The organism is Candidatus Chlorohelix allophototropha (assembly GCF_030389965.1).
Taxonomy (GTDB): domain Bacteria; phylum Chloroflexota; class Chloroflexia; order Chloroheliales; family Chloroheliaceae; genus Chlorohelix; species Chlorohelix allophototropha.
Genome location: NZ_CP128399.1, coordinates 1,065,585 through 1,087,306 on the forward strand (window position 1 = coordinate 1,065,585; position 21,722 = coordinate 1,087,306).

Here is a 21,722-nt window from a genome sequence, read left to right on the forward strand (position 1 = left end):
TTGAGAGCAAGCAATTTAACTGTTGCTTGCTCTTTTTTATTTTAAAAGCAAGCGATTTATTATTATGTCAACTAAAATTCATTTAATAAATTTGAGGATAGCTGAAACAATAAGGGGGATTATTTTGTCACACATAACAATGGGCATTAAATGAACATGAAATTGGTCTTTCGACTCATATTTTTTAGCCGGGGCGTTTGGTACTATAAAGTACATTGTGGTAACTATAACTTTTTTCTATAGTACAATGATGAAATGCTTCAGCCGGAGAATTAATTGTCCTATCGTGGGATTCGGAATTAGGAAAGGTTATTAATGCAAACACTTATCCTTTATTTCAAGTATGCCTGGCGTTCAATTTGGCGCGGCGGGCAGAGAACTTTTTTTGCAATCTTGTGTATAGCAGTGGGTGTAGGTTCAATCGTTGCGTTGCAATCCACCGGCTATTCCATCCAAGATGCCGTAGCCGGAGATGCTAGAGCTAATTCTCAAGCTGATGTATTGGTCATTAGCCGAGAGGGTTCTTTCAGTAGTCAGAACCTAGCAAAAATTGATGCTCTGAAACCAACCATTATTGAAGATTACACAACATCGGTTAATAGCACAGGTATCACCGTCTACAAAGCCGATGGTAACAAAAGCAATGAATTTGGCAGCAATTACCCATCCTTCGTGGTTGACCCGGCTAAATATCCTTTCTACGGTATCGTAGAACTGCAAAGCCCAAAAGGTAAACATCTCAAAGATGTTTTAACCGAACCTAATCAAATAGTGGTCAACGAAAAAATGGATAATAGCATCGGTGCCAAAGTCGGTGACACTATTAAAGCCCTTTCCAATGATAACAAGATCCAAACTTTGACCGTCGTGGGAATTCTAACCACTAAAAGCCTTACTCCTGCCACAGACACCGGGCAAGCTGGTTTTACTGGCTACGGTTATATAACAATGGATACGGCTAAAGGTCTGTTTAATCCTGAAACCTTGCTGGCACAAAGCGTCTTCATCAAAACTTCTAATGTTAAAAATGTCGATGTCAAAGCCAGAGATACAATTAACGCATTATCTCCTAGTTTCAACGCTCAAACCAGCACCGAACGTAACGACCAACTCAAACAAGCCAGTAAAGGTATCAGCGATTTGTTGAGTTACGTTGGGCTACTTTCCTTGCTAATTGGGAGCGTAGGGGTAGTAAACACCATGCTAGTAGTCGTAGGGCGACGTAGCACCGAAATCGCCACTCTCAAAGCATTAGGAATGGAAGTTGGGCAGACTGTTCAAGTATTCATGATCGAGTCGGCTATTTTAGGATTTATTGGGAGTGTGGTAGGCGTTATTCTTGGTGAATTACTGACCACAGTGATTAATAAAGTAGCGGCAAACTTTATTAACAGCGAGCTATCCTACCAATTCTACTTGCAGCCTGTAATACTTGGTCTAATAGTCGGGATTGTTACGGCAGTGGTTTTTGGTTTGCTACCGGCTTACTCCGCCAGTAAAATTCCTCCGGCACAGGTATTGCGCCAAAAAACCAACGCACTGCCGCGTATTTCGATTTGGGCAACCTTGTTCATTATCGGAGTGATGACCCTTGTAATGGGCTTGTTGGCAGGAGTCATTCTCGATGGGCAACTAATTCTTGGCTTGATTATTGCCTTCGCTACACTGGTAAGTTGCACTATTCTAGTGCTGATATTTAGCGGCATCTTGTGGATAGTGGGCAAAATCCCGTTACCACTTGGCTTGAATTACAAGATGGCTCGCCGTAACCTGAGTCGGGGACGTGCCAAGAGCGCTACGACCATGTTGGTAATGCTGGTGGGTATCTTTGCAATGGCACTGGTGTTTATCTTGGCAAGCAGCCTCAAAGAAACAATTCAAGTTTCTCTAGCAAAAAGTTTTGGCTACAATGCCCAAATATCTAGCACGGATGATGCGCAATCTAATGCTATTAAACAGGCTTTGGACAATAAAAAAGTACCGGGGCTACAAAAATACCTGCTAGACGAAAGGGCTGTTTTGCAATTAGTCAGTGCGGGTGGGCTTACTACCGACCAGCTAATCGCCGAAAAAATCAAGCGTGACCAAGCCAGCGGTAACAACAACAATAATGGGAGCTTTGGCAGTTTTGAATTAGCCAACCTAGCCGGTTTGCCGCAAACTGACTTACTCTCGCTTGGCACAGTCAAAAGTGGCGGGCAAGCTTATCAAAATGATGACCAGATGATTATCAGCGAAAGTGTAAGTGATAGCTACAAACTTAAAGTTGGGGATCAAATGGTTTATCAAGATGTCAATGGTAAGCAGTATACGCTGACCATTACGGGCATTTTCGTCAACAAAAGTTTCATTGTCATTTTCCCGATTGCAACGACCCTAAACCGAATTCAAACTATGCCTAACCACGCTACCGATTTCAATCTAACTATCGAAAATGGTCGAGTGGATGAAGCCCTTAAATATGTACAAAGCACTTTCCCAGGGGTCAGTGCAAGTGATTTGTCGTTTATCAGCAATATTATTAACAGCATCATTGATAATATTACGGCTTTCCCAGTGCTATTGGCATTTTTAAGCTTGATTGCGGGAGCAATTTTAATTGCGAACAACGTGGCGCTGGCAGTGTTAGAGCGGCGCACCGAGATGGGCGTAATGAAAAGCATTGGAGCCGACAGTGTACGGGTGTTGTCTATTATTAACTGGGAAACGGCAATTGTTGGCTTTTTGGGTGGTCTATTTGGCTTAGGATTAGCTATTATGGCAGGCGCAATCGGAGTTGCCCAACTCGGCACCAAGGACGACCCAGGCGTGTTATCAATCTCACCGTTAATTATACTTGGTATGTTGGTATTGGCAGTAGGATTGGCGCTGGCGGCAACAATTGCATCAGCCTGGGGTGCTGCGCAGGAAAAACCAATGGTAGTGTTGCGCTACGAATAATTGATATTCAGCTATAAGAGGATAGAAGGGAGTAATCTTTAACACCATGAGTAATTTAGAGTTAAACAAGCAGGTGGCGCAAATGCCGGTTAATGGTTTAGGTGCCACCATCGTAGATTGCCGCAACATTACTAAAACAGTGCGCATGAGCCGCGACCAGAATCTTACCATTCTGCATGAAGCAAACTTTCAGGTAAAGCAGGGCGAAATGGTGGCAATCGTCGGCGCGAGCGGTTCTGGTAAAACCACTATGCTTGGTATTATAGGCGGGTTAGATGTGCCAACATCCGGCGAGGTTTTTATTGCGGGACAGAATATCAGCAAGCTCAAAGAAAAACAACTGGCTAGAGTGCGAAACCGTACCATAGGTTTCGTTTTCCAGTTCTTCAACCTTGTACCGACATTAACCGCGTTGGAAAATGTTATGCTTCCGGTTCAATTTGATAAGAAGGCTCAATTTAAGCCGGAAGAACGCGCCCGTGAGTTGTTAGGTTTGGTGGGGTTAAGCAATCGCCTGAATAATAAGCCCACCCAATTATCCGGCGGTGAACAACAGCGTGTTGCTATTGCCAGAGCATTGGCTAATCAACCGGCATTGTTGTTGGGCGATGAACCAACCGGGAACTTGGACAGTCAACGCGGTCACGAAATTCTTGATTTGTTAAGCGATTTACGCGCTCGACTCGGTTTAACCGTATGTATTGTTACACACGACCAATATATTGCAGCAAGGTGCGACCGTCAGGTACATATGAAAGACGGGATGCTAATAAATTAGGCTTCTAGTGGTTTTATTCAGGCAAGGGGCATAAGCCCCTTGTTTTATTTTTGCCACAGAGAGTTACAGATGGTTAACTAAGCTCAGATATTATCTTCCACAGCTTTTCATGGCGAAGTGGCATATCCAGATTTGTGACACCATAGGGGCGAAGTGCGTCCAACACTGCATTTACGACTGCCGGAGGCGACCCAGTTGCGCCAGATTCGCCAATACCCTTTGAACCCAACGGATTAAGCGGGCTTGGGGTAAAGGTGCGGTTCAGTGTGTAGGGAGGTAACTCGGTAGCGGTGGGGAAAGTATAATCCATGAGGCTACCGCTCAAAAGCTGTCCATCCTCATCATATACCACTTCTTCGTAAAGCGCCTGTGAAATGCCTTGCGCCAAGCCACCATGAATCTGCCCGTCTACGATCATGGGGTTGATGACATTACCGCAATCATCAACCGAAACATATTTAATAAATTCGACTTCGCCTGTTTCGGTATTGATCTCTAACGCGCAAATGTGTGTGCCAAAAGGAAAAGTCAGATCGGGCGCATTGAAATAACGGCTTGACTCCAACCCCATCTCCATATCGGCAGGAAGGCGATCAGGTTGGTAAGCAGTACGGGCTATTTCTACAAAAGTACGGGAACTGCCGGGTACACCTTTTACGCTGAATGAACCCTCTAATACCTCAATATCATTTTCGGAAGCTTCCAGCATGTGCGCTGCCAATTTGACCATCTTATCGCGCACCGATAGAGATGCCAGTCTTACGGCAGAACCGCCTACCGCGACACTGCGGCTACCATAAGTACCCTGCCCGTAGGGGGTTTCTTTGGTATCACCATGTGAAACCTCAATCCGCTCCATGCTGATCCCTAGTGTATCGGCTACTATCTGCGCCATCGTGGTTTCACCGCCCTGCCCGTGTGGGGATGTACCGGTAAACACCATCACGCTGCCATCAGGATGAACGCGAATAACCGAGTTTTCAAAGCCCATTGAGCCGCGTTCCACATAGCTACCCATTCCGATACCCATAAGTTTATGAGGTAGTTTGCCGCCTGCTTCAGCCCGTCGCTGCGCCTGCATACTCCGCATTTCCTCGTAGCCGAACGACTGAAGGGCAACCTCCATTGTATTTAGATAATCGCCACTATCGTATGTTGCGCTAGTAGGGGATTTATAAGGGAATTGGTTTGGCTTGATGAAATTGCGCCGCCTCACTTCGGGTGGGTCAAGTTGCAACCGGGCTGCCAGCGCATCCATCATCCGCTCAACCAAATAACTGGCTTCCGGTCTTCCTGCGCCACGATAGGCAGTCATAGGAGTAGTATTGGTATAAACATATTCGATACGGGTATAAATATTTTTGATGGCATAACAACCCGATGCCATAAGTGCGGTTAAGGATGGTATCAGCAAAGACTCGTCGTTTGCATATGCGCCGATATCCGCCACCAAGCGCAATTCCAGCCCTTTTATGATGCCTTCTTCAGTTGCGCCGATACGCACATAGTCAATCTGGTTGCGCCCATGATAGGTAGCTATCAGGTTTTCGGTGCGATTTTCTACCCATTTAATAGAGCGCCCCAGTTTCACAGCCGCTGCCGCCACGATTATTTCTTCAGGATACACTGTAATTTTAGCGCCAAACCCACCGCCGACTTCCGGTGCAATTACTCGCACTCGATGTTCAGGCAGATTCAAAGCAGCGGCGAATACACTGCGAGAGAGGTGGGGGGCTTGATTGGAAAGCCAGACGGTAAGTTGCCCGTTACCGCGGTTGTAATCTGCTACTATTCCTCTGGTTTCAAGCGAAATGGCAGCTAAGCGTTGGTTATAAATCCGCTCTTCGACTATTATCGGGCAAGCGTCGATAATGGCAGCAATCGCCGCGCGATCGCCCTTCTCGGATACTTTAGCCAAATTAGATTGCAAGGTGCTATATACAAGAGGCGCATCGGTTTTCAAGGCTTCTTCTGGATTCACTATTACAGGCAGTTGTTCCAAATCCACCAGTATGTCATTAGCCTGATCTTCTGCCGCAGCAGCAGTAGGAGCCACTACCAACGCCACCATTTCGCCAGCCATACGCACCACGCCATCCGAAAGATAAGGGCGATTGGGTAAGCGGCGATACACCGGGTTGAACTTGATAGTATCTTTAAAGTCGTCCCAACGGAAAATCTGGCAATCGGGAAACTGATTGAGAAAATCCAAGCCCGTTACGCGCCCATGTGCGTAAGGACTTCTGACAAAGCTGGCATACAGCATATTAGCTAGTTTGACATCGTCAACGTAAGTAGCACGTCCGGTAATCAGACGCAAATCTTCTTTGCGCTTGACTCTCGCGCCGATCATCGAGTTAATTGTCATTTCTTCTCTCCCGGAAAGTAAAAATGCAGAATCCAGAAAATATTCTTGGCACTATGTTAGCAAATTTCATTATTGCTTGCTTACAACAAAGCATACCAATCCAGAAGCTAAGATCTATTGGTAGCGCACTCTGACACTAGCACCCATTCGAGCCGATTCTCTGGCAGCTAACGCCACCGCCAGCGAATGTAAACCATCCTCACCCGTAGCAGAGGGGCTGCCATGCCCTTCTACTGCTTGCACAAAGTTTCGCACACCTACAACATAAACATCTTCATGTTCACCGGTATCAACTTCTTCCATTTTATCTTCGTGCTGCAAAAAGACTTTTCCCGGTGGGTTGGGTTTCATTACGCCTGCTGCAAATAATGAAGCCTCCGTGCCATGAACCTGAAAGCCCGTTCCGGCATGTTTAATGGTAAAAGCATCGTGGAATTGAGCCAGTAGCCCGCTACGGAAACGCATAACACCCATCACCGTATCTTCAACTGCACCGCTCGCCAGACCCTGTTGTGAAGAAAAAGCGGTTACAGATTCTACATCGTCATTTAAAACGAAACGCAATGTGTCGGTGTCATGCACGGTAATATCCAGAATTACGCCTCCCCCCGCTTCAGGCTTATGTAAGCGCCAACCCTGCAAACGTGGTGGAAGATAGACCGCATGAAAAACTCGTGCTGCTAGCGGTTGCCCGATTTTGCCTTCTGCTATCATTCGACGCATAGTGCGATGTGCCCCCGCGTTGCGCAAATGATGGTTAGTGCCCATTACGACTCCCGCATCCCGACAAGCCTTTACCATTTCGGTAGCAGCTTCAATTGACATGGTAAGAGGTTTTTCGCATAAAACATGCTTACCGGCTTTGGCGGCAGCAAGAGTTTGGGAGTGATGCAATTCGTTAGTAGTACTGATATAAACAATATCTATATCGGGGTCAGCGAGAAGCGCCGCCACCGAGTCGTAAGCAACTGGAATATCTGTTTCCGAAGCGTATTGTTTTGCGCGCTCTAGATTGCTACTCATAACAGCTTTTACAAAATTGTGGGGTTGTGCCCGAATAGCCGGAATCATAGCGTTGCGGGCAATATCGCTCGCGCCAATAAAGCCCCAACCGTGTGGTTTACCAATATTCATTGTTTTTCCTCCCGTGGTGAAAGGTTAATACGTTCCATTATTGTACCACTTTAGCAGTTAGGGTAGGTCAATTTTACCTTTTGGTAATTGGCTACAATCAAATACAAGATTTCTAAAATAGAATATAATTGTGTGGTGTTTGAGAGGAGGGTAATTAAATTCCGCGAGTATCGCAAATGTATTGAGAGGAGTTACAAGAACTGCAAGTTCTTCAAAAAGGCATTGTTAGTTGAGATGCCGAGCAGTTCTACATTATGACAAAAATACTTATAGTCGATGACGAGCAAAATATTGCGGAAACCTTGAAATACAACCTTTTGAGAGAAGGTTATGAAGTAACTTTGAGTGGAGATGGAAGGCAAGCGCTAGAAATTGCACGCCACGAAAATCCCGACCTGATTATTCTTGACCTTATGCTACCGGGCATGAATGGTTTGGATGTATGTCGGAATATTCGACAAACTTCAGCAGTTCCTATCCTGATGCTAACCGCCAAAGAAGAGGAATTAGACAAAATTTTAGGGCTGGAATTGGGGGCGGACGATTATATGACCAAGCCCTTTAACTTGCGTGAGCTTGTTGCGCGTGTCAGAGCGATGTTACGACGCATGGAGATGCTCGAAAGTATCGCCACACAACGTACCGCCGAACGTGAAGCCTTAACTCCGCCCCCTTCTCCTAACAATCCAGTTCAACCAGTCGACTCCGCTCCACAGGAGGTACTTATCATAGGCGAACTCCAAATTAACACCAAGCAACATACAATGTTCATGGGCGAAAAGTTGATAACCTTGAAACCCAAAGAATTTGATTTGCTGGAGTTTCTGGCACGTCACCGAGGGCAGGTTTTAACTCGCGAAACTTTGTTAGAGCGAGTCTGGAATTATGATTATTCCGGCGGTACACGCACCGTGGATGTGCATATCCGTTGGATTCGAGAAAAAATTGAGATTGACCCATCAAAACCTCGTTATATCCATACCGTTTTCGGGGTGGGATATAAATTTGATCCCGAAACTAATAATAGTTTTGGTGAAAACGCAGGGGCTAAGTCTAGCTAGTGGATTCGTTAATTGTAAATATTATCCTAATGATAGGCGCGGGTGGACTGGGGATTCTGGCTTCCGCTCTGTATTTTCGAGGTAAAGCACGCCGCAAGCTCAAGCATATTTCCGCGCTATTAGGGCGACTTTCAATAGACCAACTCGAATACGGAATTGAAACTACTGAAATCGAACGCGATTCGGAACTTGCTGAGATTCTGGAAGCGTTAAAACATGTATCGGGGGAAGTACGCGCGGTTATTTTACATATCAGCAATGAGCGTAACACCATATCGGCGCTTCTGGAAAATATGAGCGACGGTATTATAAGCACGGATGCGGATGGGCAGGTTACACTAATCAATGAGGCGGCACGGCGCTTGTTGGCGATCTCAAATAGCATGAAGGTAGAAGGTCGTTCTTTTATGCAGGTAGCACGTGACCACGAATTAAACGCCTTGCTAAAGAACACCCTTGAAGATGGTAAGGAACGAATTCAGGTGCTGGAGGTAGGCCCACGCCGCCCACAGCTTCAGGTTAAAACCGCACGTATTGATGAGGAATTAGTAGGAGAAAAAATCAGTTCCGGTCTGGTGGTGTTGCAAGACCTCAGCGAACTGGCACGGCTTGAGCGTGTCCGACGGGATTTCGTGGCGAATATCTCGCATGAATTACGTACTCCACTTGCCTCGGTTAAGCTCATGGTTGAAACTCTGGATTCGATAATTGTAGATGACCCCGATGCGGCTCACGATTTTCTGCGCCGGATTGAAAACGAGGTGGATGGCTTAACCCAACTGGTGAGGGAATTGCTAGAACTGAGTCGAATAGAGTCAGGTCAAATCAAATTAAATCTAAGAGCGGTTGATTTAAGGGCGTTGGCAGAAATCACAGTTGAGAGAATGCAACAACAGGCAGTACGACGTGGGCTGAAATTAGTCAATCTCTCGCCTCCTTATGAGGATGCCTTCCCACTGGCGCTAGCAGACCCGGAACGTCTCACCCAAGTTATAATTAACCTGACGCACAATGCCATAAAGTTCACCCCGGTGAGTGGGGAAATAACCCTAAATATTGATAGATTCAACGAGAATAAATTGGTTGCCAGTGTTAGCGATACCGGGGTCGGCATCCCACCTGATGATCTAACTAGGGTATTTGAGCGTTTCTATAAAGTGGATAAAGCGCGAACGGGAAATGAAGCGGGAACGGGTTTAGGGCTGGCAATTTCCAAACATATAGTTCAGGCACATGGCGGCGACATCTGGGCGGAAAGCAAATTTGGAAGCGGCTCTACTTTCTTCTTCACTATACCCATTTATAACCACAGTTAATTTTAACATCGCTATAATATAATTTTAACAGCTTCTTAAAACCAACTCTTGATTTCTACTTTTATATCTACTACACTAAGCTATTACATTTTATATGCCTTCAGTAAGGAGACGAGGATAATGGCCAGAGAAACCTTTCAACGCAACCTACGGCAATTACAAGACCAAATTCTTGAATTGGGTAGTATGGTTGAGAAAGCGTTACACCAAGCGATTACCGCCTTAAAATACGATGATGTTAACCTAGCGGCACAAGTAATCAAAAATGATGTAGCGCTCAATATGTTGCGCTATAAAGTAGAGGAAGATGCGCTAGGTTTGATCGCCAGTCAGCAACCGGTAGCCCATGACCTGCGCATTATCGCTGCCGCGCTCTTTATTGCCGTAGAATTGGAGCGGATGGGAGATCATGCTAAAGGAATTGCACGCATTAGCCAGTTAATGAATACCAATGATTTTACTAAAGTCATGGTTACTATCGGCACAATGGCTGAAAAATGCGGTCAAATGTTGCATACCGCATTAGATTGCTACGTGCAGGAAGACTATAAAACCGCAGCGCAATTGCCTAACCGTGATGATGAGGTAGATGCTCTTTTTGACGAAGTTTTTCGCGAGTTGATAGCTACAATCAATGCGGACTCCTCCAAAGGTAGTAATGTCACCTATTTGATATGGGCAGCCCACAACCTTGAACGTATCGCGGATCGCACCGTGAACATTTGCGAACGGGTTATTTTTACGGCAACCGGCAAATTATTCGAAGAGGAAGTTCACGCTCATGAAGAACTGCCGATACTTGCCAGCGCGTTACTTGAGTTAGAAAACTAAAATGGCAGAGCGCAAGTCTTATATTCGTGCCAGTGAGATTGGAACATATGCCTTTTGTCGCAGAGCATGGTGGTTGCAAAGGGTGGCAGGGCTAGAGGCGCAAGGGGTTCGCGAAAGGCTTGAAGCAGGAATCACGGCTCACAGCATACACGGAAAACAAGTTAAGCGCGTTCGCTCTGCCCGCTTTATTGCCTACCTCTGTTTCTTTCTAGCAATCGTCAGCTTAGTATTGGCTGTGTTATTGGTTCATTAATCGTCTATTTGATTGGTTCAAATTTGCCAAACCAAGCCCAAATGTAAAAATCGCTAGGGGAATAAGATGGGTTAACAGACGGGTTAGTGTAGAGCTTATATGATAACGTATATCAAGTGGCGTAATCACGTAAATAGCAATATAAATCGCTGCCTGTCCCCATAGTACCAGCCAAAGCAATACCAGAGCTAATGATAGCCGATTTCGTGTTGCAAATAACGATGCAAAACCGAGCAGTAGCATTACTCCTAATCCCACATATCTCACATCCGAGGCAAGCTCACTCCCAATCATTTTTACAATTGTGTCGTAACGTTCTGGCAATTGCTCAAAAAACCTATCTGGGTTGAAACCGATCGAGATATCTGTTTCAAATTTATTTAGCTTAGTGTAAAAGTTCCAGCCTAATATTGAAAATAGCAATATACTTGCCACTATCATAATACGAACCGATTTCAGCAAGGATAATATTTGCCTGTACCGAATCAGTAATACTATGCCTATCGAAAGTAGTCCTAACAGTGTGAAGGTAATACCTTCATTTTTCATAGAACCAGCGAGCGCTAATGCAATCAAAGTTAGGGCTAAATGTGAAGCTTGCTCTGATTCAACCCAACTTGTAAACGCTACCGCATAAAAGAGTACCACTACACCCAGCGGAAAATCAGCATAGGCTACGTAATAGCGGTCAAAGTTCATGGTATATACCGGAGGCATCAACAACATTGTCAGCGGTAAGGCTAAGGCTGCCCAGATTGGCAATTTGTTCCTGAAAAAGCCGTAAAAAAGACCGCAAGCAGCAAGCAAGAATAAATAATTAATTCCAAGAGCAAGTTGGTCATTAAAACCTATCCCTATAAGGTAGAAAGCATCTACAATTAGCGGGTATGCAACCGGATAATCTTTGTGGGAATAATCAAAAACCAGACTATAATCAATACCACCGAAGAAGTAGAAATGTTTTGCTTTCTGAAACCAGATGGCGGTTACATCCCACGCATAGAGGGGTAGAGATAATTGAAGTACCAGTAACGCACCTAATGTCCCTACTAAAATTATAGAAATCAACTTGTCCAGCAAGGAAAGATCAAGCCAATAGTGCAGCCACTTTAAAGGTTCGATGGTAATCCTTGGTAAAGCGGCTTTTCTGGAATTCCATAACAACACTAATCCAGCCAACACCCAGGGCGTATAAAGCCAAAAGCCGTTAAATTTAAGTCCAACCAACGAGTAAAGTCCCAACTGTAATACCAGCAAGGCAAACCCGGTGAGCAAAGCCGCGCCTGCTTTTGCAAAGTTGGGTAGTTCAACCTGTAATAGACGAAAGCATATTCGCCCAATAGTATAGCTTGCTACTGTGAATAAACTAAGGAGGGCTACTTGGGTGAAAAAATCAGCCGACATTGATCATATTCCCGACATCCTGACTTTAGAAATAGCGACTTCATTCAAGCGGTATATGCCGAAGAACTCACGGTTACCCTCAAAACTCCTAACCAATGTGTAGCGATTCTGAGTACCAAGTAGATTTGGTAGTGGTGAAGAACAAGTTGATTGTAATAATTCGAAACTGCAAGTGTAGAGCAAATAGGTATTATTATGACTTAAGGCTGCTGCAACCTCTTGCTCATACACTATCCGGCGCGGGTAAAGCCAGTAATTGAAGAAAAAGGATACTCCACCATTGCTATACAAATTATTAGGCAGGATTACCGTGATCGGTGCATCTACGGATATAAGCTTATCGGCATAGTTAACACCTTCTGCGAATGTGCCAAACACATTAGTCTGCCGTTCTTGGTAACTCATTGCGGCGAATCTGGTAGTTTTAGGATTGGAGATAACCCCCCACAGCAGCGGCAGATTGCTTACCGCTATAATAAGTAACAGCAGAAATGCACTTGTGCTCAACAAGCGTTCTGCTATAGCTTTTGGATGAAACTTAAGCGTCAGGCGGTTAGCCAGTGGGTTTATTAGGGCTAGTGTCGCCAGCATGGTACATACCAATACCAACGTTATTAAGCCAAAGTAAAATTGATCGACAGGTCCCACCGACCAGATAAAACCCAGTGCAAGCCCTGCCGCAATAAAAGCCCCGGCAAATAAAATCTTGTCTCGATATTTTATAAAAACAGAACTGCTTTTGAAAGGCACAAAATGCACGATAACAGCCAATACTAGCAAAGCTGCAACGAGCCAAAGCAACCTGACTCGGTTTTTCAATTTATCCCATGCTTTGGTTTTGTCCAGAGTCACACTGGAAATCATAGTACCTAAAGTTCTGCTGTCTCCGGGCGCGGTGAAGGTTCGAGTAACCATTTGTAGGCGCATATCTGAACTGGTTCCGGGTAGGATGAATTCAAAGGGCTGGAAATCCTGCTTGGTCGGATCTGGTTGGAATTGTGTGATTTCTACGCCGTTAACCAGTACCGAAACAGGTGCATTAATTCCGCCTGCCACCGCAGCGCTACGCGCCCACACTACTAACTTCACCGATTCTGAGGTGTGAAAATCAAAAAAGATGCCCGGTCGCTCAGAGGTCCAGACGTAATTATTTCCCGCCTGGTCGATTTGTTTTTCATAGAAACCGGAAGTAGTGGCATTTTCAAGGGTTTTGGAAAGGGCAGCAACAGGGTAAGAGAATTGCAATTTTGGTTGATAAAAGGGCAAGTAAAGCAATAGAAGGATAAATACTAACAAACCCGCTAACCAAAACCTAGTTGACTCATGGACAAGTTTATTAAGGAGTTTTGGAGGCGGTTTGGTAGCCAAAGAGATTTCCTGACAGTTCATGGTCATAAGCTAACGTTTGATTATATTAAAGTTAACAAGCCATGTTTGTCAAATTGTAAGAAATATTATTTTCTGAAAAGCCCTGAATTTAGCCCCCAAAATTTGCAAGGGTAGGGGGTTTATGCTATACTTTTTTTTCGGAAATGTGCCAAGCGGCACTTTTTATTGTCGCTTGTAGATTAAACAAATGAATATGGTACTGAAATGCTAGGGCATTTCTTATACCTTTCTGCGTTGAGCCCTCAGCAATTGTCATCACACCGATTGCTCTATACAAGTGGCTCAAGGCAAACCCATAGGAAGGAGGTTGTGATAGCTTTGCACGACTACGAATTAATGTATATCCTCAATTTTGAAAACGGCGAAGAAAGTATCCCTGCCCTTATCGAAAAAGTTAATAACATGATTACGCGCTACGGTGGTGAGATTACTGAAACAAATCAAAGCGCGCCATGGGGCAGACGAAGACTGGCTTATCTAATCGGTAAGCATCAGGAAGGCTACTACGTTTTATCCAATCTGAAGATGGATCCGGCTCAAGTTCTAGAGTTGGAGCATGATATGCGTATATCCGAAGATATACTCCGTCACTTGATTATTAAACTGGAAGTGGCCAAAAAGTAAGGTCGTACCAGTTAAGCTGATTTGCTCAAGTAGCCGTAACGTTTATTATTGAGCCGAAATCTGAAGAAGTTGTATGATAATTTCTTCTTTTGAAAGGAGCAAAAAAATGGCTAGAGACCTGAACAAAGTGATGCTGACCGGACGGTTGGGAAAAGCGGTGGAATTGCGTTATACACCGGGTGGTAATGCCGTTGCAACTTTCTCGGTAGCCACTAATCGTCCTGTAAAGCAAGCAGATGGTAATTGGGGCGACCAAACGGAATGGTTCCGAGTTGTAGCCTGGGATAAGCTGGCAGAGCGTTGCGCTAACCTGCTAACCAAAGGCAGACACGTCTATATCGAGGGTAGGTTGCAGACCCGTAAATGGACTGACCAAAACGGTCAGGATAAATATACCACTGAGGTAATTGCAACCGACATGATGACTCTTGATAAAAAACCTACGGAAAATCAAGGCGATGAGGAATGGAGTAGCAGCGCACCTTCAGCAAATGCTACCCGCCGCAGTGGCACTGATTATAACGAGGCAGACGAATTAGAACCCGAAGACATTCCATTTTAAGGAATATAAGTCAAATGTCGGCAATGCGCCGCTAAGATAAAGGAGTTTTACTTAGGTGACGACCGAAAACGAGGATAAAGTACCACAACAGCAGGGAGAGCCTTCAACTGATGCGCCCGCACCCGCACCCAGAAGCGGCGGGTACTCTTCAGAGAGAAGTGGCGGATATTCTTCAGATAGAGGTGGACATTCAGGTCCTCCCCGCAGACCCCGCCGTCCCAATTCCAAAGATCGTTTTGCACAACGCCGTAAGGTGGATCAATTTGCAATTGACGGTATTCGCGATGTGGACTACAAAGATTTCAACCGGTTGAAACGCTATCTGTCGGATCGTGGTAAAATTGAGCCACGCCGTAAGACCGGTCTGAGCGCTTTCCACCAGCGTTCGTTGACAACTGCTATCAAGCGTGCCCGTTTTATGGCGCTTTTGCCTTACGTGACCGGGCAGAGCAGATAATTTTTAAACCCGGCGCGTTATTAATGTGAGAATTTTTAATAATCAAAACGCCGCCAGTAACGGTTGTATTAAAGGGCATGGAGCAGTGTGGTGTGCTTAGTTTAAAGCGCCTGATTGTTCTATGCCCTTCTTTTTGATTAATTGAATTGAGCGGAAGCAGGGGAGAAATAGAGTAACCTAATGGCGAATACTCCTAAAGGCGGATCAGAAAAACCGCCGACTAACCAACCAAAAAAAACCGAAACATCTGCCACTACTAAACATACTCCCGGCAAGGGGAGTCATAGTCATAGTACCCAACACATGACTTCGCGGCAACTCACCCGCTACGAACGGGATCGCCGCAACCAGCGTTACCTGATACTAACCGGGGTTATAACTGTAGTGTTGATGGTTTTGATACTGGTCTTCGGCGTTTTTCAAAGTACCATTGCCCCCAATATTAAAGAATTGGCATCGGTAAACGGGCAAAGCGTTACTACCGGAGATTATTACAAGTTCCGCAAGTTAACCCTCTTCAAGCGAATTGCCCAATACCAGCAATTTATGGCAAGCCTTGCAGGTGACCAGCAACAACAATTCCAACAGCAAATTCAGAGTTTCTCCGCTGAAATTGATGATACTCCGTCATATCCGGTTGACCAGCAAACCCTGAGCGATTATATTTCCATTCTAGTTCTGGATAAAGCGGCACGTGACCAGTATGGCATCAATCCTAGCGATGACGATGTAAAGAAAGCAATGGATAGCCAGTTTGGAACCGAGTTGCGCCTCTCCACACCAACGCCTAGCAGTTTTGGAGCAGTAGCAACCCCTACTCTGGCGGCTCTGGGAACAGCAATAGCTGCCCAAAATACGGCTACTGCAAATGTGATTACACCCTTGCCGACTGCAACTCCTTCGGTCAGCGCCAGCCCATCGCCCACCCCAACCACTATTGCGCCTACTAATACCGCAGTAGCGAGCGGAACTCCTAGTGCAAGTGGTACTGCCGTTCCTTCCGGAACACCCGCGACAGCAACTCCAGCGCCCACCAATACCGCGCTTCCGGCTGACAAGGCTCAACAAACCTTGGGCGCGAGCCAGAACTCCTTTTTCGATAGTGTCAAAAAGGTAACAGGCTTGAGCATGGATGAGTACAAAAAGCTGGAAATTCGCCCTCGTCTGCTTAAAGACTTGGTATCCGATAAATTACTTGCTGCGCAACCTAAGCTCGGTGATCCGGTGCTTCAGTTGCATGCACGTGCAATTTCCGTCAAGGAAAAGGTCGAAGCTGAAGATTTGCTCAAGCAGTTAAAAGCGGTTAGCGGTGCAGATCGTGCAGCCTTGTTTACCAAATTGGCGCGGGAAAAGTCGATAGACACGGTGGCAGCGCCCAAAAATGGCGATCTTGGCTGGTTTATGAAATATCAGTTAAGCAGCAGCGCCACCGAGGATACCGCGTGGGATGCTTTGCTCAAACTTCAGCCCGGAGACCTTACTGATCCATTACAGGTATCAGAGGGTTGGCAAATTCTGATTCTGGTTGAGCGCAATGACACCCGCGCTATCGATGAGCGTGAATATCAATCACTGTTTGATACAGACCAGAATGGTGATTACCGGGTTTATGCGCGTTGGCTCCAACAAAAGATTGACGACGCAAAGCCGAAGTATTTCACAGCGCCTACGCCAACTTCGGAACCGACCCAAGTATTACCACCGGTCTTTACGCCTGTTGTTCAGCCTTCGGCTACGCCCAATACAGCAGCACAGACTCCCGTTACAACCAATGTAGTGGGACCTTTACCAATTAGTGGTACAGCTACCGCCAACCCAGTTACAACAACCGCAGCAACTACAACAACTAGCGGTACAACCACGGTGGGCAGCAGTATAACACCTACTGTCACTCCGGTTACGACAGCTTCAGGGGCGGCTTTGCCAACCCCTACAAAATAGATAGAGGAGTAGTATTCTCAATGAGTTCTGCAATGTGGATGCGAGTTTCAGCGTTGTTAGTGGTAATAGTTGGTATTACCATGTTTGCTAATTCAGTGCTGAAACTAGAAATTTCTGGTGGCGTTAAAACTGCCCTATCAGTAGTGCATTTGCTGGCAGCGGTAGGGCTTATCGCTCTCTTTGAAATCAGTATAGGGCGCAAACGCAGAGCTACCGGTGCATCTTCGTCCACATTAGGGCTGGTTGGGCGCATTCTAATAACCGTAGCATTGGCGCTTGGTCTATATATCCTAATCGGTAAAGCTCTGAATTTTGTCGATAGTGGCAATTACAAGCCACTAATCTGGATACATGCGCCAATTGGGCTTATCGCAATTGGTTTAGCGGAAGCTGCGTTAGGCGCAATCGGTAAAAAGACTCGGTAGAGAATCTTTTCTCTCCCCCCCTGTTCAATATGAGCAGGGGGATTTTTTATAGTCTGCCTGCAATGGAGATTTTATTCGTTAATGTAGTCTTTGCGTAAGCCCAACGCTTCGGGTGCATGCAAGCGCAGCATCATCTGGTTTACATCGGCTGGAATCTGTTTGCGGGTAAAGTGCGAAACAACGAGCATTGTTATAAAGGAAAGCGGCACAGACCAGATCGCAGGTTGTGCCATTAATGTAGCCACCAGCGGGTTAACTTTGCTTAAAGTAAGACCCATACCTACAGATGCATCCGCCTCACCGAGCAACATCGTAATAACAATCGAAAGCGATGAGGAAAGCCCGCCAAGCAATACGCCTGAAGTTGCGCCCGCTTTGGTCAATTTTCGCCACCATGTGCCAAGCGCCAGCATGGGGAATAAGGAACTGGCAGCAATCGCAAAAGCCCAGCCAACCAGCAAATTTATATCAAACTTCTCAACAAATAAACCGGCTATAACAGCCGCGCTTCCCGCCAATAAAGCGGAAAGACGGAAGGCATAGCGGCGCGCACGGGTTGAGGCTTTTGGACGCATTGTACGCCCGTACACATCGTGTGAAAGCGCACCGGAGACAGAAACCAACAAGCCGCTAAAGGTGGACATAAAGGCAGCAAACGCCCCTGCTGCGGTAATAGCCAGCAAGATTTGTGACAGCCAATCGGGTTCGATTTTACCCGGCAATTCCAACACCAAACGGTCGGTAGTACCAAGCGCATAAAGTTCAGACGCATGATTTCTGCCCAAGACTCCTAAAATCGGTGGGAACATATAGAACAAACCGATCATACCAAGTACAATCAAGGTGGTATGACGAGCATTCTTCCCATCGGTATTGGTATAGAAACGCACTAATATGTGAGGTAAACCCGCAGTACCAAATACAATTGCTACAATTAGTGAATAGGTATATAGCATCGAAAGACCGGGATTTTCGTTGCTATCACCGGTTAATAAGCCAAACGGTTGTCCCCAGACGCTGCCGTTAGGCGCATTGGGTACTACTTGACCGCTTTCAAAGGTAAGTTGGTTGGCATCTAGAAGCTTGAACTCTCCGTTGCTAATTCCATATTTTTCACCGGAGTTAAGGCTACGGGTAGGTTGCCCATCCAGTTCTACCCGTCCGGAATTAGTCGGTACAAAGGCGCTGGCGGCTGAAAACCTTAAAACGCTGCCCGCTTTGTAGGTAATAGTGGTAGTCTGGGTAAAGCGTGGCACTTTATTATTAACCAAATCCTCGTTTAAATGGTTACCATAGCTACCGAAATACATCAGCAACAGGAAAACGGGAATACTGATAGCAAATAGTTTGAGCCAGAATTGAAAAGCCTGTACAAAGGTTATGCCCTTCATACCGCCAAGCACCACATTTAAGGTGATAACCGCCCCTACTACTACCACACCTACCCAGTAAGGTAGGTTTAATACGGACTCAAGGGTTACCCCTGCGCCCTTCATCTGAGGCAACATGTAGAAGAAGCCTATAATCATTACGAAAGCGACGGCAATTTTGCGGAAACCTGCGCTATTAAACCTGCCTTCAGCGTAATCCGGTACGGTATAAGCCCCGAAACGGCGTAATGGTGCGGCTACAAATAGCAATAAAAAAAGGTATCCGGCAGCGTAACAAACCGGATACCACAAGACATCATAACCGAATTTCATTACCATCCCGGCGATGCCCATAAAACTGGCAGCGCTGAGGTATTCTCCGCTGATAGCAGCAGCATTCATGAGGGGACCAACGGTTCGGCTTGCCACGAAGAAATCTGAAGTGGTGCGAACTACCCGTGTAGCCCAAAGCCCCAAACTTATAGTAGCAAGCACTACTCCAACTATTGCCACAACGCTAAGCCAATTAATTTCCATGTTGTGCTATTTACTCTACCAATTTGGTAAATTCTTCTTCATATTTATCGGCGGTACTCACGAAATAGTAAGCCAGTACCCAGATAAGCGGGTAAATCAGAATTGATAAAAAGAGCCAGTTAATAGGAAACTCGAAGATAATAAGAGTTCCAAATTCGCGAGTAAAAATATTAAGCAGTGGTAGACCGAGGATAATAGCCAGAAAAGTAAAGGCTACACTGAGGCTAAGGGCGCGCTGGCGGCGGATTAGATGATTAAGAAACACTTTTCCGTAGGCAGTTTGCTCGGCAACCTCTTGCAAAGTTTGCTTGCTATCCGAATCCGGGTTCGTTAGTTCTGGCAAACTTTCGTTAAAATAAAGCGACTCATCATAGCCTAAGATTACGTCATCCAATTCGTAATCCAAATCAGGTAGGTAAGCTTTTCCACCCGACAACCCAAAACCACCCGAACTGCTACCGCTATCGGCTGCACCATACGATTGTGGTTCAGGGTGGGATTTATTGCGTTGCCCGCGCCCTGGAAATAATTCCATACCAGTTCTTCCTCGAACCTATAACAGCAAGTCATACTGTAAACTTTAAGTAGGATTGGACTAATTATATCATATGGCTGCAATATCTCGAATCAAAATGTGGTTTTAGTGGGTTTTACAGCTATATACATTAAATCTATACTTACAGCTTAAGCTCGTAAAAATAGCTATTTGCGCTACATTTAAACAAGATAACGCCCGGAGCAGGATTCTGGCTGAAGTAAAACGGTACAACCAGCGTGGAGATTAAGCGTAAAGGCTAGCTTACCTATCACGTATTGAGACTATTGCAATAGCTTAATGGCAATGTTATTATGCGAGTATGAATAGTGCGCGTGTTAAAAATGATTAATTATTCGGACAGTAACTAGCTGCACAATGGGCATCTGTCGTATCAAAGTTTGATTATAATCGACAGTTTCTGCAAAAGGAGATGATAAGAATGCCTCCAATTCCATTCACCCGTAATTATTCTGATCATAGTACAGATATCGGTTTCCAGTTTGAATTTTTCTGTGATCGCTGCGGCAACGGTTTTATGAGCCAGTTTCGAGCTAATAAATTGGGAGCAGCCGGTGAAATTGTACGTGGCTTGGGTAATGTTTTTGGTGGTGTATTTGGCAGGGTTGCGAGCGGTTCGGATGAAATGGATCGTCTAACACGTGGGAAAGCACGGGACGATGCTTTTAATGCTGCTATAACCGATTTGAAACCGTTGTTTAACCAATGCCAGCGTTGCGGAACTTGGGTATGCAAGGAAGTTTGCTGGAATCAGGAAGTGGGCATGTGCGTCAATTGCGCTCCTAAAAAAGAGGGCGAAATCGAGGTGGCTAAGTCTGCGGCTTTTGTGCAGCAAGTTCGTGAAAAGGCAATGGCTACCGATTTTGTTAGCGATGTAAATATACAACAAAAGCGTGTAGTAACCTGTCCTAGCTGTGGCACAAATACCGGCGGCGCTAAATTCTGCCCAAATTGTGGCTATAACCTTGTACCGCAAGAACAGTTCTGTACCGAATGTGGCTCAAAAGTGCCTGCTGGTGCTAAATTCTGCCCTAGCTGTGGCAAGAAAATGGGTTGAGCCTGAAGAAAAATGTCCGATTCCCTAGCAGATAAACTAGCGCGAGTTAGAGAGCGTATCAATAAGGCAGCACTTCGAGCAGGGCGCAAACCTGAAGAAATTACACTGGTTGGCGTTACAAAAACAGTGGGGCGTGAAGTGATTGAAGAAGCCTGTCGTCTCGGCTTGACCGATTTCGGCGAAAATCGGATTGGTGATGCCGAAGACAAGTTTACACCACTCCCCTATATTCCCAATACGGCACGGTTACACCTTATTGGTCATTTACAAACCAATAAAGCCAAACGTGCCGTTGCTTTTTTCGACATGGTTCATTCGGTTGATAGCCTCCGACTGGCGGAGATGTTAGATTACCAATGTGGTGAACAGGGTAAAATCATGCCAGCTCTACTGGAAGTCAATGTTTCAGGAGAGTCCAGCAAACATGGTTTCAGTGTAGCAGAACTTGAGTCTCAAATTGCTGCGTTACTAGAATTGCGCCATTTACAGTGGCGTGGTTTGATGACTATGGCTCCGTTTGTGTTTGCACCTGAAGAAACCCGCCATGTTTTTAGAGAGTTACGCACTCTATTTGATAAAATTAGGAATAATGTTACAATTCCACATTGGAAGGATCTTTCGATGGGTATGACTAATGATTTTGAAATAGCAATCGAAGAAGGGGCAACACTAGTGCGAATAGGACGAGCTATTTTTTAGTCACGCTTGCTCATTTTGCG

The 21,722-nt window shown here is 45.5% G+C and carries 19 protein-coding genes; 13 read left to right on the forward strand and 6 right to left on the reverse strand.

What is annotated here, in order from left to right:
* Positions 1 to 315: 315 nt before the first annotated feature.
* Positions 316 to 2,940: an ABC transporter permease gene (locus tag OZ401_RS04490; RefSeq protein ID WP_341469511.1), complete on the forward strand. Its 2,625-nt coding sequence runs from the start codon at positions 316 to 318 to the stop codon at positions 2,938 to 2,940.
* A gap of 46 nt (positions 2,941 to 2,986) precedes the next feature.
* Positions 2,987 to 3,718 (forward strand): ABC transporter ATP-binding protein, encoded by a 732-nt coding sequence (locus tag OZ401_RS04495; RefSeq protein WP_341469512.1) that lies wholly within the window; start codon positions 2,987 to 2,989, stop codon positions 3,716 to 3,718.
* 73 nt (positions 3,719 to 3,791) lie between these two features.
* Here OZ401_RS04495 and OZ401_RS04500 read toward each other — a convergent pair whose 3' ends face one another.
* Positions 3,792 to 6,086, reverse strand: coding sequence for a xanthine dehydrogenase family protein molybdopterin-binding subunit (locus OZ401_RS04500; protein ID WP_341469513.1), 2,295 nt, complete (start codon positions 6,084 to 6,086; stop codon positions 3,792 to 3,794).
* 114 nt (positions 6,087 to 6,200) lie between these two features.
* Positions 6,201 to 7,220 (reverse strand): Gfo/Idh/MocA family protein, encoded by a 1,020-nt coding sequence (locus tag OZ401_RS04505; protein ID WP_341469514.1) that lies wholly within the window; start codon positions 7,218 to 7,220, stop codon positions 6,201 to 6,203.
* A 251-nt stretch (positions 7,221 to 7,471) separates the two neighbouring features.
* On the opposite strand from OZ401_RS04505, the gene OZ401_RS04510 reads away from it, so the two are divergent.
* The 4 genes from OZ401_RS04510 to OZ401_RS04525 all read left to right on the forward strand — a co-directional run bounded on the left by OZ401_RS04510 (position 7,472) and on the right by OZ401_RS04525 (position 10,681).
* Positions 7,472 to 8,281 carry a response regulator transcription factor gene (locus OZ401_RS04510; protein ID WP_425607609.1) on the forward strand — a complete coding sequence of 270 codons (810 nt, stop codon included), beginning with the start codon at positions 7,472 to 7,474 and terminating at the stop codon, positions 8,279 to 8,281.
* On the forward strand, positions 8,281 to 9,597 hold the full coding sequence (locus tag OZ401_RS04515) for a sensor histidine kinase (RefSeq protein WP_341469516.1): 1,317 nt from the start codon (positions 8,281 to 8,283) through the stop codon (positions 9,595 to 9,597). Before OZ401_RS04510 ends, OZ401_RS04515 begins: the two co-directional genes overlap by 1 nt.
* Before the next feature lie 120 nt (positions 9,598 to 9,717).
* Entirely contained in the window at positions 9,718 to 10,428 is a 711-nt protein-coding gene (gene phoU, locus OZ401_RS04520; protein WP_341469517.1) for a phosphate signaling complex protein PhoU, read from the forward strand.
* A 1-nt stretch (position 10,429) separates the two neighbouring features.
* Positions 10,430 to 10,681 (forward strand): hypothetical protein, encoded by a 252-nt coding sequence (locus OZ401_RS04525; RefSeq protein WP_341469518.1) that lies wholly within the window; start codon positions 10,430 to 10,432, stop codon positions 10,679 to 10,681.
* Here OZ401_RS04525 and OZ401_RS04530 read toward each other — a convergent pair.
* Both OZ401_RS04530 and OZ401_RS04535 read right to left on the reverse strand, forming a co-directional pair.
* On the reverse strand, positions 10,667 to 12,085 hold the full coding sequence (locus OZ401_RS04530; protein ID WP_341469519.1) for a hypothetical protein: 1,419 nt from the start codon (positions 12,083 to 12,085) through the stop codon (positions 10,667 to 10,669). The genes OZ401_RS04525 and OZ401_RS04530 overlap by 15 nt on opposite strands.
* A 3-nt stretch (positions 12,086 to 12,088) precedes the next feature.
* Positions 12,089 to 13,453 carry a hypothetical protein gene (locus tag OZ401_RS04535; RefSeq protein ID WP_341469520.1) on the reverse strand — a complete coding sequence of 455 codons (1,365 nt, stop codon included), beginning with the start codon at positions 13,451 to 13,453 and terminating at the stop codon, positions 12,089 to 12,091.
* 339 nt (positions 13,454 to 13,792) lie between these two features.
* On the opposite strand from OZ401_RS04535, the gene rpsF reads away from it, so the two are divergent.
* From rpsF to OZ401_RS04560, 5 genes are all read left to right on the forward strand, one after another.
* Positions 13,793 to 14,098 (forward strand): 30S ribosomal protein S6, encoded by a 306-nt coding sequence (gene rpsF / locus OZ401_RS04540; protein WP_341469521.1) that lies wholly within the window; start codon positions 13,793 to 13,795, stop codon positions 14,096 to 14,098.
* Positions 14,099 to 14,204: 106 nt separating this feature from the next.
* Positions 14,205 to 14,660, forward strand: a complete 456-nt coding sequence (locus OZ401_RS04545) for a single-stranded DNA-binding protein (protein ID WP_341469522.1) — start codon at positions 14,205 to 14,207, stop codon at positions 14,658 to 14,660.
* A gap of 55 nt (positions 14,661 to 14,715) precedes the next feature.
* The gene (gene rpsR / locus OZ401_RS25790) at positions 14,716 to 15,117 is read left to right on the forward strand and encodes a 30S ribosomal protein S18 (RefSeq protein ID WP_341469523.1); all 402 of its coding nucleotides are present in this window, start codon (positions 14,716 to 14,718) and stop codon (positions 15,115 to 15,117) included.
* Between the two features lie 180 nt (positions 15,118 to 15,297).
* Positions 15,298 to 17,058, forward strand: coding sequence for a peptidylprolyl isomerase (locus OZ401_RS04555; RefSeq protein WP_341469524.1), 1,761 nt, complete (start codon positions 15,298 to 15,300; stop codon positions 17,056 to 17,058).
* Positions 17,059 to 17,078: 20 nt separating this feature from the next.
* Complete coding sequence (locus tag OZ401_RS04560) at positions 17,079 to 17,483, forward strand: hypothetical protein (RefSeq protein WP_341469525.1); 405 nt, start codon at positions 17,079 to 17,081, stop codon at positions 17,481 to 17,483.
* 71 nt (positions 17,484 to 17,554) lie between these two features.
* On the opposite strand, the gene OZ401_RS04565 is transcribed toward OZ401_RS04560, so the two are convergent.
* Together OZ401_RS04565 and OZ401_RS04570 are read right to left on the reverse strand one after the other, a co-directional pair.
* Positions 17,555 to 19,390 carry a sodium/solute symporter gene (locus OZ401_RS04565; protein ID WP_341469526.1) on the reverse strand — a complete coding sequence of 612 codons (1,836 nt, stop codon included), beginning with the start codon at positions 19,388 to 19,390 and terminating at the stop codon, positions 17,555 to 17,557.
* 10 nt (positions 19,391 to 19,400) lie between these two features.
* A complete protein-coding gene (locus OZ401_RS04570) occupies positions 19,401 to 19,925 on the reverse strand; it encodes a DUF485 domain-containing protein (RefSeq protein ID WP_341469527.1) in 525 nt (174 codons plus the stop codon).
* Between the two features lie 442 nt (positions 19,926 to 20,367).
* Between OZ401_RS04570 and OZ401_RS04575 the strand changes: the two genes are divergently transcribed.
* Positions 20,368 to 21,003 (forward strand): zinc ribbon domain-containing protein, encoded by a 636-nt coding sequence (locus OZ401_RS04575; RefSeq protein ID WP_341469528.1) that lies wholly within the window; start codon positions 20,368 to 20,370, stop codon positions 21,001 to 21,003.
* A 12-nt stretch (positions 21,004 to 21,015) separates the two neighbouring features.
* Positions 21,016 to 21,702: a YggS family pyridoxal phosphate-dependent enzyme gene (locus OZ401_RS04580; protein ID WP_341469529.1), complete on the forward strand. Its 687-nt coding sequence runs from the start codon at positions 21,016 to 21,018 to the stop codon at positions 21,700 to 21,702.
* The last annotated feature ends 20 nt before the right edge of the window (positions 21,703 to 21,722 follow it).

What these genes read in the sequence shown, in the direction of transcription:
- OZ401_RS04490 (WP_341469511.1), top strand. Translation starts at nt 316, where the DNA reads ATGCAAACACTTATCCTTTATTTCAAGTATGCCTGGCGTTCAATTTGG.
- OZ401_RS04495 (WP_341469512.1), top strand. Translation starts at nt 2,987, where the DNA reads ATGAGTAATTTAGAGTTAAACAAGCAGGTGGCGCAAATGCCGGTTAAT.
- OZ401_RS04500 (WP_341469513.1), bottom strand. Translation starts at nt 6,086, where the DNA reads ATGACAATTAACTCGATGATCGGCGCGAGAGTCAAGCGCAAAGAAGAT.
- OZ401_RS04505 (WP_341469514.1), bottom strand. Translation starts at nt 7,220, where the DNA reads ATGAATATTGGTAAACCACACGGTTGGGGCTTTATTGGCGCGAGCGAT.
- phoU (WP_341469517.1), top strand. Translation starts at nt 9,718, where the DNA reads ATGGCCAGAGAAACCTTTCAACGCAACCTACGGCAATTACAAGACCAA.
- OZ401_RS04525 (WP_341469518.1), top strand. Translation starts at nt 10,430, where the DNA reads ATGGCAGAGCGCAAGTCTTATATTCGTGCCAGTGAGATTGGAACATAT.
- OZ401_RS04530 (WP_341469519.1), bottom strand. Translation starts at nt 12,085, where the DNA reads ATGTCGGCTGATTTTTTCACCCAAGTAGCCCTCCTTAGTTTATTCACA.
- OZ401_RS04545 (WP_341469522.1), top strand. Translation starts at nt 14,205, where the DNA reads ATGGCTAGAGACCTGAACAAAGTGATGCTGACCGGACGGTTGGGAAAA.
- OZ401_RS04555 (WP_341469524.1), top strand. Translation starts at nt 15,298, where the DNA reads ATGGCGAATACTCCTAAAGGCGGATCAGAAAAACCGCCGACTAACCAA.
- OZ401_RS04560 (WP_341469525.1), top strand. Translation starts at nt 17,079, where the DNA reads ATGAGTTCTGCAATGTGGATGCGAGTTTCAGCGTTGTTAGTGGTAATA.
- OZ401_RS04565 (WP_341469526.1), bottom strand. Translation starts at nt 19,390, where the DNA reads ATGGAAATTAATTGGCTTAGCGTTGTGGCAATAGTTGGAGTAGTGCTT.
- OZ401_RS04570 (WP_341469527.1), bottom strand. Translation starts at nt 19,925, where the DNA reads ATGGAATTATTTCCAGGGCGCGGGCAACGCAATAAATCCCACCCTGAA.
- OZ401_RS04575 (WP_341469528.1), top strand. Translation starts at nt 20,368, where the DNA reads ATGCCTCCAATTCCATTCACCCGTAATTATTCTGATCATAGTACAGAT.
- OZ401_RS04580 (WP_341469529.1), top strand. Translation starts at nt 21,016, where the DNA reads ATGTCCGATTCCCTAGCAGATAAACTAGCGCGAGTTAGAGAGCGTATC.